Source organism: Streptomyces griseorubiginosus (genome assembly GCF_017614965.1).
Taxonomy (GTDB): Bacteria; Actinomycetota; Actinomycetes; order Streptomycetales; family Streptomycetaceae; genus Streptomyces; species Streptomyces griseorubiginosus_B.
Genome location: NZ_WVUG01000082.1, coordinates 1 through 14,873, shown reverse-complemented (window position 1 = coordinate 14,873; position 14,873 = coordinate 1). Strand labels below are relative to the sequence as shown.

Sequence of the window (14,873 nt, the reverse complement as noted above, 5' to 3'; positions counted from 1 at the left end):
CACTGACATCCTGTGTCAGTGAAGGCCGGCCGACTCGTCTCGATCCTCCTGCTCCTCCAGACCCGGGGCCGGATGACCGCCGCCCAGCTCGCCGAGGAGCTGGAGGTCTCCGTCCGCACGGTCTACCGCGACGTGGAGGCGCTGAGCGCGGCGGGCGTACCGCTGTACGGGGACGCCGGCCACGCCGGTGGCTACCGTCTGCTCGAGGGTTACCGCACCCGGCTGACCGGCCTCACCACCGAGGAGGCCGAGGCCCTCTTCCTCGCCGGCGCCCCGGGCCCGGCCGCCGAGCTGGGCCTCGGCTCCGTCCTGGCCGCCGCCCAGCTCAAGGTCCGTGCCGCCCTGCCGCCGGAGCTGCGCGTCCACGCCGACCGGATCAGCGGGCGCTTCCACCTCGACGCCCCCGGCTGGTACGCGGACGCGGAGGAGACGCCGTACCTCCCGGCGGTCGCCGAGGCGGTGTGGAACGGCCGGGTGCTGCGCGTGCTGTACCGCCGCTGGGCCGAACCCACCGATGTGCGGCGCCGGTTGGAGCCGTACGGACTGGTCCTGAAGGCGGGCCGCTGGTACGTCGTGGCGGGACCGGGTCCGCGTACCTTCCGTGTCGACCAGATCCTCGAACTCTCCTCGTCCGACGAGGAGTTCACCCGCCCAGCCGACTTCGACCTGGCCGCGTACTGGTCGGCCTACCAGCGCGACTTCCACGACCGGCTGTACCGGGGTGAGGCGGTCGTCCGGCTGGCGCCGGGGGTGAGCCTGCCGAGGGCGGTCGTCCTCCGTACGGACGCGGACGGCCGTACGGTCGTCAGGGTGCCCATCGAGTCCGTCGGGCACGCGCACGGCGAGTTCCTGCGCCTGGGGGCGGACGTCGAGGTGCTGGAACCCGCCGACCTGCGGACACGCCTGGCCCGCACGATCGCCGAACTGGCAGGAATCTACGGCAACGTGACCTGACCGAGGGCCGGGCGACCCCCAGTGCAGGTGGGGGTCGCCCGGCCGGGGTCCCGTCGTCAGGTGACGGGACGACGCACACGGAGCCTTCGGGCGTACCGCGAGTTCGGAGCGCCCGGCGGGGACTATTCGAGGAGCTCCGCGTACGAACCCATGGCCAGGGCGATGTCCGCCTGGGCCCAGAACCGGTGGTACGTGAACACGGGGGCGGCGCCACCCGCGAGGTAACTCTGGATCTTCGACCACGCGGGGTCGTTCTTGTAGAAGGACCGCAGCGAGGCGAACGTCGACGACGAGTTGATCGCGTCTCCGTTCGGCATCGTGCCGCTGAAGCCGCTCGGCACGTACACGCTGTCGGCGAAGCGGTTGTAGTCCGCCCGCGTCTCCGGCACGGCGACCCCCAGACTGTCCTGGTAGTTGTTCCACATGCCGTCCAGCAGTGCCTTCGCCGTCGACTTGGCGTTCGCGTCACCGGACTTGGCGCCGTAGTACGTCAGGGTCTTGGCGTACGCGGCGGCCACCCCGACGTCGTCGGTGTAGTCGGCGACGGTGACGTGGAGCCCGCTGTTGGAGCCGGGGCTGGAGGCGTTCCAGGTGTCGGGTTGGCCCGACCACTGCAGGGTGGAGGGGATCCGATAGGTGCCGTCCGGGTTGATCGTGGTCTTGGACAGCGCCCACTTGACCCACTTGTCGAGGACCGCCTTGGCCTGCGCGTTCCCCGTCTGCTGGTAGTACTCGGCGACCCGCTCCATCGACCACGCCTGGAAGCCGAACCACTGGTTGGACGGCGGGTCGTGGTAGACGGGCTGCTGGTCGTAGTACATGCCGTAGAAGGTCGACGTGCCGGCCGGCGGCGTCGCGTACCGGCCGGCCCAGCTGTTCGTCGCGCCGCCCGCGATGGCGCCCTCGGACGACTGCAGCCACTGGTAGAACTCCAGCTGCCGCTGCAGCGACTTCGCCCAGTCCGACGTACCGGTCGCGGACTTGGGCTCCAGATCGGCGTAGGAGCTGAGCGCGTAGGCCGCCAGCGGGTTCTGGTAGCCGCCGTGCACATGGCTCGACCCGATCCGCCAGGCCCAGCCCGCGCCGGTGTCCGTCGCGCCGCCCCACGCGTAGTACCAGGACAGCAGGTAGTGCGAGGCGTCCTTGCCGGTGCCGGCCGCACATGTCGACGGGCCCACGCAGTTGCCGATCTTCTTGAAGTACTTGTCGTACATCGCGTAGCGCAGGTAGTCGCCCATCTTCGCGGCCTTGCCCACGGTCGCGGAGACGTCAGCGCCCTTGCCCTGCTGCTTGGCCCACACATCGGCCCAGTACGCGGCCTGCACGGCACGCGCGTCGGCGTCCGGGGCGTCCGTGTACTTCCACTGCTTGGCGTAGGACGAGTCACCGGTGAACAGGTCCAGGTAGCCGTTCTTCCCGCCGTACTTGAAGGCGTCACAGGTCGGCTGCGGAACCGTCTCCCACACCGACTCCTGCGCGCCGCGCTGGAAGGTGTTGATGTACGACGGCCCGCTCGCCGTCGGCCCGCCCTCGCAGGTGCCGCCGGGGGTGTCGCCGTAGCCGTAGACGTTGTCGACGTCCTGAAGCCAGTGCATGCCGTACACGTCGTCCGTGCCGTACGTGCTCTTCAGCTCGCCCGCGATCGGGTCCGAACCCACGGACACCGACGTGTCGAGCTTCGCCGGGTACTCGTTCGGGGTGTCCAGCTCGGGCGCGTAGGTGGCCGGTTTGGCGGCGTTGTAGAAGGAGTTGGTGGGCTGGTCCGCGTGGGTGGGGATCATGTACTTCTCCATGAGCGCCCACGCGCCGTTGAACTTGGACCAGTCACCGGTGACCTTGCCGTACATCGCCTGCAGCCACAGAAGGTAGCTGTAGGCCTCCGACGTGGTCTCGTGCCCCTGGTCGGGGGCCTCGACGATCAGTGTCTCGACCGAGTGGTAGGGGATGCCCTGCGGCGAGAAGTAGCCGTTCGCCGGGTTGGTGATCTTCCCGTAGAGGTCCAGGAAGCGGGCGTCGTACGCCTTGGAGGCCGCCAGCTCGGTCACGGTCACCGCCGCTTTGGCGAACCCCGTCGCCGTCGACTCGAAGGTCGCCGAGCCGATGCCGGAGGAGTCGGCGGTGACGGTCACGTTCTGCGCGGTGCTCCAGTTGGACGGCGTGAAGGTCAACGATGCGCCGCCGGTCACCGACAGACCGGAGTTGCCGCTCGCGCGGGCCGTCGTCACCGTCACGGTGGAGGAGGGCTGCGTCGACAGCTTCACCGCGTAGGTGCCCGACTTGCCCTGCTGGACGCCGAGTTGGGTGGGGGAGGCGACGATCGCGGGACCGGACGCCACCGTGATGCCGACGGGTGTCGACTCCGCGGACGCGCCCAGGCTGTCGTACGCCTTCGCCACCAGGGAGTGACTGCCCACGGACAATTCGGAGGCGGACAGGGTGAACGGCGCGCTGGTGTCGGTGCCCAGCAGGGTCGTGTCGTCGTAGAACTCGACCTTGCTGATCGTCGCGTTGTCGGCGGCAGCCGCCGTCGCCGCGAGCGGGACCGCGGTGCCCTGCGTGTAGACCGCGCCGGCCGAGGGGCTGGTCAGCACGGTGACCGGCGGCTGGTGGGCACCGGCACAGGTCGTGCCGTTGACCGCGAAGCTCGTGGGGGCGGTGTTGGTGCCGCTGTAGGTGAACTGTGCTCCGGTGGAGACTGCGGCGCCCGCGGCGATCTTCCCGTTGTGGCCGGCGTCCTTCACGCTGACCGACTGGCCGGACTGGGACCAGGTGCCGTTCCAGCCGTTGGCGAGCTTCTGGTTGCCGCTGTAGGCGTACGTCAGCGTCCAGCCGTCGATGGTGTCCGAACCGCGGTTGGTGATCGTCAGGTCCGCGGTGAAGCCGGAGCCCCAGTCGTTGGTCTTGTAGTCGACGCTGCACTGAAGTGCCGCCGCCTGTGCGGAGGTCGTGCCGGTGCTGAGCATGGCGACGGGAAGGGTCAGGGCCGCCACGACGGCGGTCCAGAGCCGGCGCACGGCTCTGCGTCTCCTGCTGGGGTGCATGTGCTGGTTCCTCCTTGCGGCTCGGAGAAAGTGGGGGAGGAGCAACAAGCCTTGAACCAGTGGGAGCGCTCCCATAGTGGGGACGGGGGTGGAGGCGGTCAAGGTGCTTGAAGAGTCGAAAAGATTCGACGGGCTTCAGCTGATGGAAAGTCAGGAAAGTCGGTGACTCCCCTGTCCTTTGCCGTCACTTGGCGCTAGCTTCATGGACACCAGTGGGAGCGATTCCATCAGTCGACGCGTCCGTAGCGATGCGCCTGAGCTGCAAGGAGTCGCTCATGCGACACCCCCCGCGTTCAGTACTTTTAGGTGCCGCCGGGGCGGTCGGAGTTGTTGGGTTCATGACCATTCCGCCCGTCACGGCGCAGGGAGCCGCGCCCGCCTGCTCGGTGGAGTACTCGGTCACCGGCCAGTGGGACACCGGCTTCCAGGCCGCCGTGACGATCACCAACAACTCGGCGGCCCTGAGCGGTTGGAGCCTGGGCTTCGACTTCGCCGACGGCGAGAAGGTCACCCAGGGCTGGAACGCCAAGTGGTCCCAGTCCGGCACGACGGTGACTGCGGGCAACGAGAGCTACAACGGCTCGCTGGCCACCGGCGCGAGCGTCAGCGCCGGGTTCCTCGCCTCCCGGCCGGCGTCGGGGAGCAACGCCGTACCCAGGTCGTTCAAGCTCAACGGGACGACGTGCGACGTCGACGCGGAGCCGTCACCCCCGCCGACCCAGCCGCCTGCGAGCGGTACCGCGCCCGCGCTGCACGTGTCCGGCAACAGGCTCGTGGACCCCTCGGGTGCCGCGCGCCGGCTGCTCGGCGTGAACCGGTCCGGCGGTGAGTTCATGTGCGTGCAGGGCCGGGGCATCTGGGACGGTCCGGTGGACGACACCGCGATCAAGGCGATCGCCGACTGGAAGGCGAACACGGTCCGCATCCCGCTCAACGAGGAGTGCTGGCTGGGGCTCTCCAACGTCCAGGCGCAGTACGGCGGCACGAACTACGTCAACGCCGTCGAGGACCTGGTGGCCCGCGTCGAGGCGCACGGCCTCACGCCGGTCCTGGACCTGCACTGGACCTACGGCCAGTACACCGGCAACTCGGCGGGCTGCTCCGACGTGCACGCCACCTGCCAGAAGCCGATGCCGGACATGCAGTACACGCCGTCCTTCTGGACCTCGGTGGCGAACACCTTCAAGAACGATCCCGCCGTCGTCTTCGACCTGTTCAACGAGCCCTACCCGGACCGCGCCACCTCCACGGCCACCCAGGCGTGGCAGTGCTGGCGGGACGGCGGCACCTGTCCCGGCATCGGCTACCAGGTCGCCGGCATGCAGGACCTCGTCGACGCCGTGCGCGCGACCGGTGCGAAGAACGTCGTCCTGGCCGGCGGGCTCGCGTACTCGAACGACCTGAGCCAGTGGCTGACGTACCGGCCCAGCGACCCGACGGGCGATCTCGTCGCCGCGTACCACGTGTACAACTTCAACTCCTGCGCGAGAGAGAGCTGCTGGAGCTCCACCCTCGCGCCCGTCGCGGCCCAAGTACCGCTCGTGGCCGGGGAGATCGGCGAGAACACCTGCTCGCACTCCTTCGTCGACCAGGTCATGAAGTGGTTCGACGACCGGGGGCTCTCCTACCTCGGCTGGACCTGGAACACCTGGGACTGCTCCTCCGGTCCCTCGCTCATCTCCACCTACGACGGCACACCCACGTCGTACGGCACCGGGCTGCGCGATCACCTGCGCGCCCTCACCCCCTAATTCCCGTCTCGGGAAGGAACCCGCACTCATGAGTCGTACCAGAACAGCGATACTCGCCGCCCTGGCGCTGGTCGCCGGTACCGCCCAGGCCGCGACGGCCGTCGTCCCCGGGGACGTCGGAGTCAAGGCCGTCCCCTGCACCGTCGACTACAAGGTGCAGAACCAGTGGGACTCCGGCTTCACCGCCGCCGTGACCGTCACCAACCACAGCGCCGCCAAGAGCAGTTGGTCGCTGAAGTGGTCGTACGCCGGCAACCAGAAGGTCACCAGCTACTGGAACGCCAAGGTCGGCCAGAGCGGTGCCGCCGTCACCGCCGCCAACGAGTCCTACAACGGCACGCTCGCCACCGGAGGTTCGGTCAGCTTCGGCTTCAACGGGTCCTACAGCGGCACCAACGCCGTCCCGACGACCTTCACCCTCGACGGCGTGACCTGCAACGTCGACGACGGCGGCAGCGGTGGCGGCAGCGGTGGCGGCGGCGGAGGCGGTGGCGGCACCGACCCGAGCGGGCGCGTCGACAACCCGTACACCGGCGCCAAGGTCTATGTGAACCCCGAGTGGTCGGCGAAGGCCGCCGCCGAACCGGGCGGCACCCGTGTCTCCGACCAGCCCACCGGCGTCTGGCTCGACCGCATCGCCGCGATCAACGGCGTGAACGGCGGCATGGGCCTGCGCGCCCACCTCGACGCGGCCCTGCAGCAGAAGGGCAGCGGCCAGGAGGTCGTCCAGCTGGTCGTCTACGACCTGCCGGGACGCGACTGCGCGGCCCTCGCCTCCAACGGCGAACTCGGCCCGACGGACATCGACAAGTACAAGACGCAGTTCATCGACCCGATCGCGGCGATCCTCGCCGACCCCAAGTACGCCTCACTGCGGATCGTCACCACCATCGAGATCGACTCGCTGCCCAACCTGGTCACCAACACCGGCAGCCGGGCCACCGCCACCCCGCAGTGCGACACCATGCTCGCCAACGGCAACTACGTGAAGGGCGTCGGCTACGCGCTCGCCAAGCTCGGCGCGATCCCGAACGTCTACAACTACATCGACGCCGGCCACCACGGCTGGCTCGGCTGGGACGACAACTTCGCCCCCTCGGCCGGCCTGTTCAAGCAGGCGGCCACCAGCGAGGGCGCGACCGTCGACGACGTACAGGGCTTCATCACCAACACTGCCAACTACAGCGCCCTGAAGGAGAACAACTTCACCATCGACGACTCGGTGAACGGCACGTCGGTGCGCCAGTCCAAGTGGGTCGACTGGAACCGGTACGTGGACGAGCTGTCGTACGCCCAGGCCATGCGCGACGAACTGGTCTCCGTGGGCTTCAACTCGAACATCGGCATGCTGATCGACACGTCCCGCAACGGGTGGGGCGGCAGCGCGCGGCCGGCCGGTCCGGGGCCGAAGACCAGCGTGGACACGTATGTCGACGGCGGACGCTACGACCGGCGGATCCATGTCGGCAACTGGTGCAACCAGTCCGGGGCCGGTCTGGGCGAGCGGCCGCAGGCCGGTCCCGCCGCCGGGATCGACGCGTATGTGTGGATGAAGCCGCCGGGGGAGTCCGACGGGTCCAGCACCGCCATCGCGAACGACGAGGGCAAGGGGTTCGACCGGATGTGCGACCCGACGTACACGGGCAACGCGCGTAACGGCAACAGCATGTCGGGCGCGCTGCCGAACGCTCCGCTGTCGGGGCACTGGTTCTCGGCGCAGTTCCAGCAGCTGATGCAGAACGCGTACCCGCCGCTGTAGGTCGTCGATCGATTCCGGCTGCGGGCCGTCTGTGGCTGGTCGCGCCCGCGCGGCGGCAGCCGCACATGAAACACGGCTGCCCGCCCCTGGAAGACAGGTCCGCCGGGGTCAGGCCTTCTTGGCCAGACCCCGGCGTATCGCGAATTCCACCGCCGAATAGTCACCGTCAGGGCGGTTCAGTTCGTACGGGACCGCCGGCATCAGGGGTGGCTGGGCCATGAAGCGGGGGCGGACGCCGTGGTGGGGCTGGGCCGCGTGGATCAGGAAGGGGTGGCAGAGGTAGACGTCGCCGGGGGAGCCGGTGGCGTGGGTGACGGGGCGGTGCGCCGAGGCCTCGACCAGCTTCGGCGCCATCTCGAGGCCCGAGACGCCCGTCTCCCCGTAGGGCTCCAGCAGGGGCGGGACGTCCAGATGGGAGCCGACCCGGATGCGGGTCGGGGCGTCCGCCTCGGTCACCTCGCTGAACAGGAACAGCATCAGCAGGGCGCGGTCCCGGGAGCGGAGGTTGGTGAAGTACCAGCTCTCCCCTTCCGGGAGGTAGCTTCCCTCGATGTGCCAGCCCGCGTCGTCCGGCTCCTCCTCGTGCGGGAACCGCAGCGGGAAGCTGCCCAGGGAGTAGCGCGGCAGCCAGCGGCCCTCACCCACCAGCAGGTCGAACGCCTCGTGCAGTACGGGGGAGTTGGCCGCCGCGGCGAACGGACCCTGGGCCATGTCGCCCACCCACACCACCGGGTCCTTCCAGGTGCCGGGGTCCTCGGGGTCGTACCCCGTCTCCCGCCACAGCAGCCGTGCGCAGTCCTCGGCGACCCGGGGCGGGAACGCGCCCTCGATCTTCACGAACCCGTCCGCGAGGAAGCGCTCCATCAGTACGTCGTCCATCGGGCCATCGTCGGTGCGCCGACCTGCCCGGCGCATCCCGATTTCCTGCCACAGGATGCCGCCGGATGCCGCCCGACTTTTGCCGTCACGGCAACTCCGCTTGCCGTCGCGCGGTGCGTCGGCGCACGCTGAGCCGCATCGGACGAGAGGCTGACTTCCATGGCGCACGGACACCACGGCAACCACGAGCACGGCATCCATCACGCCGGTCCTCACGACCACGGCGACATCGACTGGGCGGAGATGGCCCCGCTGCTGGAGGCCCAGGCGGAGCTGTTCACCTCGCTGTACGAGAGGGCCCTGGCCTGGTTGACCGACAAGCAGACGGAACCGGGGCTGATCGTCGACGCGGGCAGCGGTCCGGGTGTCGTCGCGTGTCTGCTCGCGGAGGCCTTCCCGGGGGCCCGGGTCGTCGCGGTGGACAGCTCCGAGCCGCTGCTGGAACGGGCCAGGGCGCGGGCGGAACGGCTCGGCGTGGGCGACCGCTTCAGTACGGTCGCCGGTGAACTGCCCGGCGTGCTGGAGGAGTTGGACTATCCGGCGGACCTGCTGTGGGCCAGCCGCAGTCTGCATCACCTCGGTGACCAGCGGGCCGCTCTCGCCGCGTTCGCCGAGCGGCTCGCGCCCGGGGGCACGCTGGCGATCATGGAGGGCGGGCTGCCGGCGCGCTTCCTGCCCCGGGACATCGGCATCGGGCGCCCCGGTCTGCAGGCGCGGCTCGACGCGCTGGAGGAGGAGTGGTTCGCCGGGATGCGGGCGAGTCTGCCCGGCACGGTGGCGGAGGCCGAGGACTGGCCGGGCCTGATGACGGCGGCGGGCCTGCGCCCCACCGGCAGCCGCACCTTCCTCCTCGACCTCCCGGCTCCCGCCAAGGACCGCGCCCGTGCCTACGTCGCCGCCACCCTCTCCCGCTTCCGCGAGGCCTTCGCCGACCGCCTCGACGCCGACGACCGCCACACCCTCGACCGCCTCCTCGACCCGGACGACAAGGCAAGCGTCCACCACCGTCCGGACGTCTTCGTCCTGACGGCCCACACGGTGCACACGGCGGCCCACGCGATGTGAGCCGACCGGTTCCGGGAGCCCCGCCCAGGGGCCGTCGCCCTTGACTTCGAGAGTGCTTCAACTGGTTCACTCCCTTCGTTCGCACGGAGCGTTCGCACTGGACGTCCGTACGGAACGTCCGTACGGAACGTCCGTCCGGAACACAGGGGGTAACCATGTCCACCAGTACCGCGTCCCGGGTCGCGCTGATCACCGGTGGCGGCAGCGGCATCGGTGCCGCTGTCGCGCGGCGGTTGCTCGACGCCGGGCACCGGGTCGCCGTCACCGGGCGCCGGGAGGAGCGGCTGCGCGCCTTCGCCGCCGAACTCGGTGAGCCGGAGGGCCTGTTGACGGTCGCCGGGAACGCCGCCGAATGGGACGACGTGCAGGCGGCCGTCGAGGCCACGTTGAAGGACTTCGGGCGGCTGGACACGGTCGTCGCCAATGCCGGGTACGCCACCCACGATTCGGTCGCGGAGGGCGACCCGGCCGGCTGGAGGGACATGGTGCTGACCAACGTGCTCGGCCCCGCGCTCCTCGTCAGGGCGTCCGTCGACGCGCTGAAGGAGACCGGGGGCCGGATCGTCCTGGTCGGCAGCGTGGCCGGTTTCGTGAACACGCCCGGCAACCTTTACGGGGCGACCAAGTGGGCGGTGACGGGTCTCGCCGAGAACACCCGGCGCCAGGTCACCGAGTGGGGCGTCGGGGTGACCCTGATCGCCCCGGGCCGGGTGGAGACGCCGTTCTGGGACGAGTACGGCAGTCTGCCTCCGGGCCGTCTGCTGACCGCCGAGCAGATCGCCGACTCGGTGGTCTGGGCGATCCGGCAGCCCGAGGGCGTCGACGTCAACACCGTCGTCGTACGGCCGATCGGGCAGCCCAACTGACCCTCCCGCAAGGGCCGTCGGGCTGCCCGGGCCGCCCCCTCAGTTGTTCGCGATGAACTGCTTGGCCAGCTGCTGCCCCAGCGAGACCGCAGCGCTGTGGCTCTCGATGGGGGATACCTGCGAGTTCTTGAACAGGATGTACGTCACGCCGGAGTCGGCCCCGCCGGTCGCCGGGTCGGGGTCGATGCCGAGCGCCTTCGCGGTGGCGTACGAGGCCTCACCGATGATCTTGGTGGGGCCGGTGTCGCCGACGACGGCGTACTCGACCTTGTTGTTGTAGATCACGGCGACGACACCGCCGCCCTTGATGCCGGAGCTGGAGTACTTCCAGATGCTGCTGGCGCTGGGCACCACGATGTACGGCAGTGACTCGGCCTTCAGCGGCTTGCCGTTCGACTGGTGGAAGGCCGTGTCGTCCTGGTACCAGGGGTCGCGGTCCTCGTTGCAGTTCGTGGTCCGCTGGCCGTCGCAGTCGATGTCCATGTCGGCCTTCCAGAACACGGCGCCGTTCTTGCCGCACACCGGGATGGTGGCCGAGGTCTCGTCGTCGGTCTTGTATTTGCCGTTGGAGATCTGGGAACAGGACGTCACCTTGGCGAGCAGGTCGGCCGCGCTGACCGAGCCCTCCTGGGCGGACGTCGGGTGGACGGCGCCGGAAGCGTTCGCGGGGAGCACTCCGGCGGCGAGCAGGGCGGCCCCGGAGGCCGCGGCGAGGGTCAGTGTTCGGATGCGCACTGTGGGGAGACCCTTCTGTTAGGAAACTTTCCTGACCGGGTTGGCGTACAAGGTGGACCCGCGAGCATGCCCGCGTCAACCCCGTGAACGGCCCTGTCCGGGTGTGCGGTTGGGGCAGGAGTGGAAAGCGCCAGCTCACCGCGGGGAAGCGGGTTCCGCGTAGATGGCCGGTACACGGGTACTCGGGGCGGCCACCCCGCCGCGTACCCGCCGTGAGGAGGCCGCCGGGTGGCCCGTACCGACCTCGCCCCGCAGCGCCGACGCCCCGCCCGGGCCGTCGGCGGCCCGGGGTGGGGCCAGGCGGCCGGCGCGCTGTCGCTGTCCCTGTCGCCGGTCTTCATCGAGCTGTCCGGCGCGGACGCGGGCACCGCCTCCGCGTACCGCTGTCTGCTCGCCCTGCCCGTCCTGGCGCTGCTGGCTCTGCCCGAGTTCCGCCGTGAGGGACTGCCGCCGCGCCGCCGGCTGCTCTACGGTCTCGCGGGCGGGGCGCTGTTCGCCGTGGACGCCCTGCTGTGGGCCAGGTCGATCACCGAGGTGGGCGCCGGGCTGTCCACCGTGCTGGTCAACGTGCAGGTCGTCCTGGTACCGCTGCTGGCCTGGGCGGTGGACCGGGAGCACATCCCCCGCCGCTTCCTGCTCTGGCTCCCGGTGATGATCGCCGGGGTCGTGCTGACCGGCGGGCTCCTCGAGCACGGCGCGAGCGGCAGCGCCCCTGTCGCGGGCACCGTCCACGCGGTCCTCGCCGCCCTGAGCTACTCCGGCTTCCTGTTCCTGCTGCGCCGCGGCGGCTTCCACGGACATGTCCGTACGACGTACACGGTGGTGATCCTGTCCGCGACCGTCGTCTCCGCGCTCGGCGGCGCCGCCTGGGGCGCTCTCGACCCCACCCCGCCCTGGCACACCCTGGGCTGGCTCGCCCTGGTCGCGCTGAGCAGTCAGATCGTCGGCTGGCTCCTGGTCGCGCTCAACTCGCCCCGCCTGCCCAGCCACACCGGCGCGGTCCTGCTGCTGCTCACCCCCGTCGGGGCGGTGCTGCTGGGCGCCTGGATCCTCGGCGAGCGACCGACGCTCGCGCAGTGGGCGGGGTGCGGGCTGATCCTGGTGAGCGCGTACGTCACCGTGGCAGGCCGCCGTACGCGCCCGCGTGACGACGGGTCCGCCGAGTCGCCCTGATTGCAGCGTTCCCCGCACAGGAGAAGACTGGCCATATCGAACATTCCGCACAGCGCTCGGCTTCGGGAGGCGAGGGGCATGTTCGTTCGCACGGTGTACGTGACCGGGGATCCCGCGCAGGTCGACACGGCCATCAGGGCGCTGAACTCACAGGGGCGGGACCTGCTGGAGGAGCGTCCCGGCTACCGCGGGTCGGGCGTCTTCGTGGACCGCGAACTCGGCAAACTGCTCGCGGTGAGCTGGTGGCAGACCGAGGAGGCCCGGCGCAACAGCGACGAGGTCATGCGGGAGCGGCGCGGATCGCTGCTGGAGCCGTTCGCGGCGACGACCGCGGTCGACAACTACGAGGCCCTGGTCTTCCACCAGGTCCGCCAGCCCGCGCAGGGCGGCGGACTGCGCCTCACCCGGCTGGAGTTGGACCCCATGGACGCCGATCTGCTCGCCGACACCTTCCGGACGTCGGTGGTGCCCCGGCTGGAGACGCTGCCCGGGCTGGCCAGGGCGTCCCTGCTCGTCGACCGGCAGCGTGGACGCGGCCTGGTCGGCGCCCTGTTCACCGACCGAGGCTCTCTCGTCGCCTCCCGCGCGGCCCAGGCGGCGGCCCGGCACGAGGGCGCGGCCAAGGCGCATGTGACGGTGACCGGACTGGAGGAGTTCGAGATCGTCTTCACCGACGTGCGGGGCACCTGAGACTCCGCCGTCCGAACTCGCGGCTGCCGCAAAGGGTTCGACCGGGCGCGAACCCGTCATCCTGGACATGTTCTGTCCGGGGGAACGGGGGCGGTCATGGACCGTTACGTCAACGAAGGCACCGACGGCTGGACCGAGTTGCGGGTCCACGGCGTGGGAGGAACCTCGCCGGAGTCGGAACTCGGGCATCCCGCGGTGCTGCGGGTGGCCGGGGACCGGCAGGCCGGCTTCTACCGGCGGGTCTGGGACAGCCGCCGGGGCACGGACGATCCGCCGGGGTTCCGGCGTGAGGGCTACTCGTGGGGCGGGCTGACCTCGGGCGACAACAAGCGGGCCCTGTGGCTGCTCCTGCTGCCGTTCATGCTGCTCAACATGGCCTTCTACATGGACCCGGGGCACTCCGCCGAGCGGCGACGGCGCTCGGTGGAGGCGCGGATCGTGGCCCAGCGGCTGCTCGCGCTGTCCCTCACCGGGACCGCCGTACTCGCCGCGACCTCGGTCTCGATGGACCTGGTCGGATGGCAGTGCGGGGCGGCGGGGACGGACGGTCCGCACTGCGCGAACGGCGGTGTGGTGTGGCTGAACTGGATGCGGTACGGATGGCTCGCCGGGACCGGACGCCATCTCGCCGTCGCCGCGGTGGTTCCGCTGGCTGTCATCGGGCTGCTGTGGTACCTGGCGCACACCACGTGGGCGCGGTTCGAGAAGCGGCCCGTGCCGCAGAGCGTGCAACACCCCGACAACCGGACGCTGCTGGAGAACCGGCAGCTGTGGAACGGGAACGCGGCCGTGCGCAGGCTGCGTCTGCTGCATGTCGCGGGAGCGACCGCGCTGGTGGGTGTGCTGCTGCTCGCGCCCCTGCCGCCCGGCCGCGACCTCACCCGCCTGTGGCACGGCTCCGGCTGGGGTACGACACCGCTGGGCGACGCGCGCAACGCCGTACTGCTGGCGCTGCTGGTGCTGCTGGCCTGGGTGGTGCTGAGGGTCGCGCTGCCGCGTACGGGGAAGCGCGAACAGCCCACGGTGGACGAGCCGTTGAGGCGCTACCGGGACGGGTACACGCTGCTGCCGCTCGCCGCGTCACTGCTGACGGCGGGTGCCGTGGTGGTGGCCGTGTGGCGCGAGGAGCCGCTCGGGCCGGCTCCCGCCGAACTGCCGTGGCAGGTGGGCGTGACCCAGTGGGTGCTGGGCGCGCAGGGAGCGCTGCTGGCGGTCCTGTTCGTCACCCATGTCCCGGGGATGATCGGGGCGTTGCGCGGACGGAGGGGCGAGGACCGCGAGGCCGGTTTCGGCAACCCGGACTTCCCGCGCCCGGCGTGGGGCGGGCTGACCATGAGCGGGGTCGCCCTGCTCGCCACCGCGCTGGCGACGGCTCTGTCGGCCGGTCTGACCCTGCGCGCGGCCGAGATCCTGGGCGCTCCGGGGGTGCCGGGACAGACCGAGCACCCCGGCGGGCAGCGGCTGTTGGTCGTACCGACCGCGTACTACTGGGCGGCCGCGGTCGGGCTCGCGAGCACCGCGGCCGCCGTGGCGCTGACGGGGATCGCGTGGGCGGGGATCCGGCGCGGCCGGGGAGCGTCCGCGCGGAGGGTCGCCGAGGCCTATCCCGAGGCGGAGGTGGACCAGGACGAGCAAGGGGTGCGGTGCACACGGATCGCCGCGAGCTGGGGCCTGGCCGGACGTCTCGACGGGGCCGCGCAGTCGGTCCTCGGTCGGCTGCTGGCGACGGTGGCCCTGATCACCGTGGCGGGCACCGTCCTCGGTCTGGTCCTGGGCGTGCGCCTGGTCACCGAGGGGCCGCGCTGGTTCCTGACCCTGGCGAACCTCGTGCTCACCGGCCTGGTCGCGGCCATCCTGTGGGCCGGGCGCCAGGCCTACCGCAGTGAGCGTTTCCGCCGCACGGTCGGTGTGCTGTGGGACATCGGCACCTTCTGGCCCCGGGCCACCCACCCCTTCGCCC

Annotated in this window: 11 protein-coding genes; 8 read left to right on the top strand and 3 right to left on the bottom strand. The window is 70.8% G+C overall.

Going from position 1 to position 14,873, the window contains the following annotated elements:
• Nucleotides 1-18: 18 nt before the first annotated feature.
• Entirely contained in the window at nt 19-954 is a 936-nt protein-coding gene (locus tag GRC12_RS17635) for a helix-turn-helix transcriptional regulator (RefSeq protein WP_208780257.1), read from the top strand.
• Between the two features lie 122 nt (nt 955-1,076).
• Here GRC12_RS17635 and GRC12_RS17630 read toward each other — a convergent pair whose 3' ends face one another.
• The gene (locus GRC12_RS17630; protein WP_208780256.1) at nt 1,077-3,995 is read right to left on the bottom strand and encodes a glycoside hydrolase family 48 protein; all 2,919 of its coding nucleotides are present in this window, start codon (nt 3,993-3,995) and stop codon (nt 1,077-1,079) included.
• Nucleotides 3,996-4,270: 275 nt separating this feature from the next.
• On the opposite strand from GRC12_RS17630, the gene GRC12_RS17625 reads away from it, so the two are divergent.
• A complete protein-coding gene (locus GRC12_RS17625) occupies nt 4,271-5,746 on the top strand; it encodes a cellulase family glycosylhydrolase (protein WP_208780255.1) in 1,476 nt (491 codons plus the stop codon).
• A 28-nt stretch (nt 5,747-5,774) separates the two neighbouring features.
• On the top strand, nt 5,775-7,505 hold the full coding sequence (locus GRC12_RS17620) for a glycoside hydrolase family 6 protein (protein ID WP_208780254.1): 1,731 nt from the start codon (nt 5,775-5,777) through the stop codon (nt 7,503-7,505).
• A 108-nt stretch (nt 7,506-7,613) separates the two neighbouring features.
• Here GRC12_RS17620 and GRC12_RS17615 read toward each other — a convergent pair whose 3' ends face one another.
• Entirely contained in the window at nt 7,614-8,384 is a 771-nt protein-coding gene (locus GRC12_RS17615) for a phytanoyl-CoA dioxygenase family protein (protein WP_244373064.1), read from the bottom strand.
• A 159-nt stretch (nt 8,385-8,543) separates the two neighbouring features.
• Between GRC12_RS17615 and GRC12_RS17610 the strand changes: the two genes are divergently transcribed.
• The gene (locus GRC12_RS17610; RefSeq protein ID WP_208780252.1) at nt 8,544-9,449 is read left to right on the top strand and encodes a class I SAM-dependent methyltransferase; all 906 of its coding nucleotides are present in this window, start codon (nt 8,544-8,546) and stop codon (nt 9,447-9,449) included.
• Between the two features lie 155 nt (nt 9,450-9,604).
• Nucleotides 9,605-10,315, top strand: coding sequence for an SDR family oxidoreductase (locus tag GRC12_RS17605; RefSeq protein WP_208780251.1), 711 nt, complete (start codon nt 9,605-9,607; stop codon nt 10,313-10,315).
• A 39-nt stretch (nt 10,316-10,354) separates the two neighbouring features.
• Here GRC12_RS17605 and GRC12_RS17600 read toward each other — a convergent pair whose 3' ends face one another.
• Entirely contained in the window at nt 10,355-11,050 is a 696-nt protein-coding gene (locus GRC12_RS17600; RefSeq protein ID WP_208780250.1) for a glycoside hydrolase family 75 protein, read from the bottom strand.
• Between the two features lie 228 nt (nt 11,051-11,278).
• Here GRC12_RS17600 and GRC12_RS17595 point away from each other — a divergent pair, with 228 nt between their 5' ends.
• From GRC12_RS17595 to GRC12_RS17585, 3 genes are all read left to right on the top strand, one after another.
• On the top strand, nt 11,279-12,223 hold the full coding sequence (locus GRC12_RS17595; protein ID WP_208780249.1) for a DMT family transporter: 945 nt from the start codon (nt 11,279-11,281) through the stop codon (nt 12,221-12,223).
• A 78-nt stretch (nt 12,224-12,301) separates the two neighbouring features.
• Nucleotides 12,302-12,913, top strand: coding sequence for a hypothetical protein (locus GRC12_RS17590; RefSeq protein ID WP_208780248.1), 612 nt, complete (start codon nt 12,302-12,304; stop codon nt 12,911-12,913).
• A gap of 96 nt (nt 12,914-13,009) precedes the next feature.
• A partial coding sequence (locus GRC12_RS17585) for a hypothetical protein (protein ID WP_208780247.1) occupies nt 13,010-14,873 on the top strand: 1,864 nt, incomplete at its 3' end.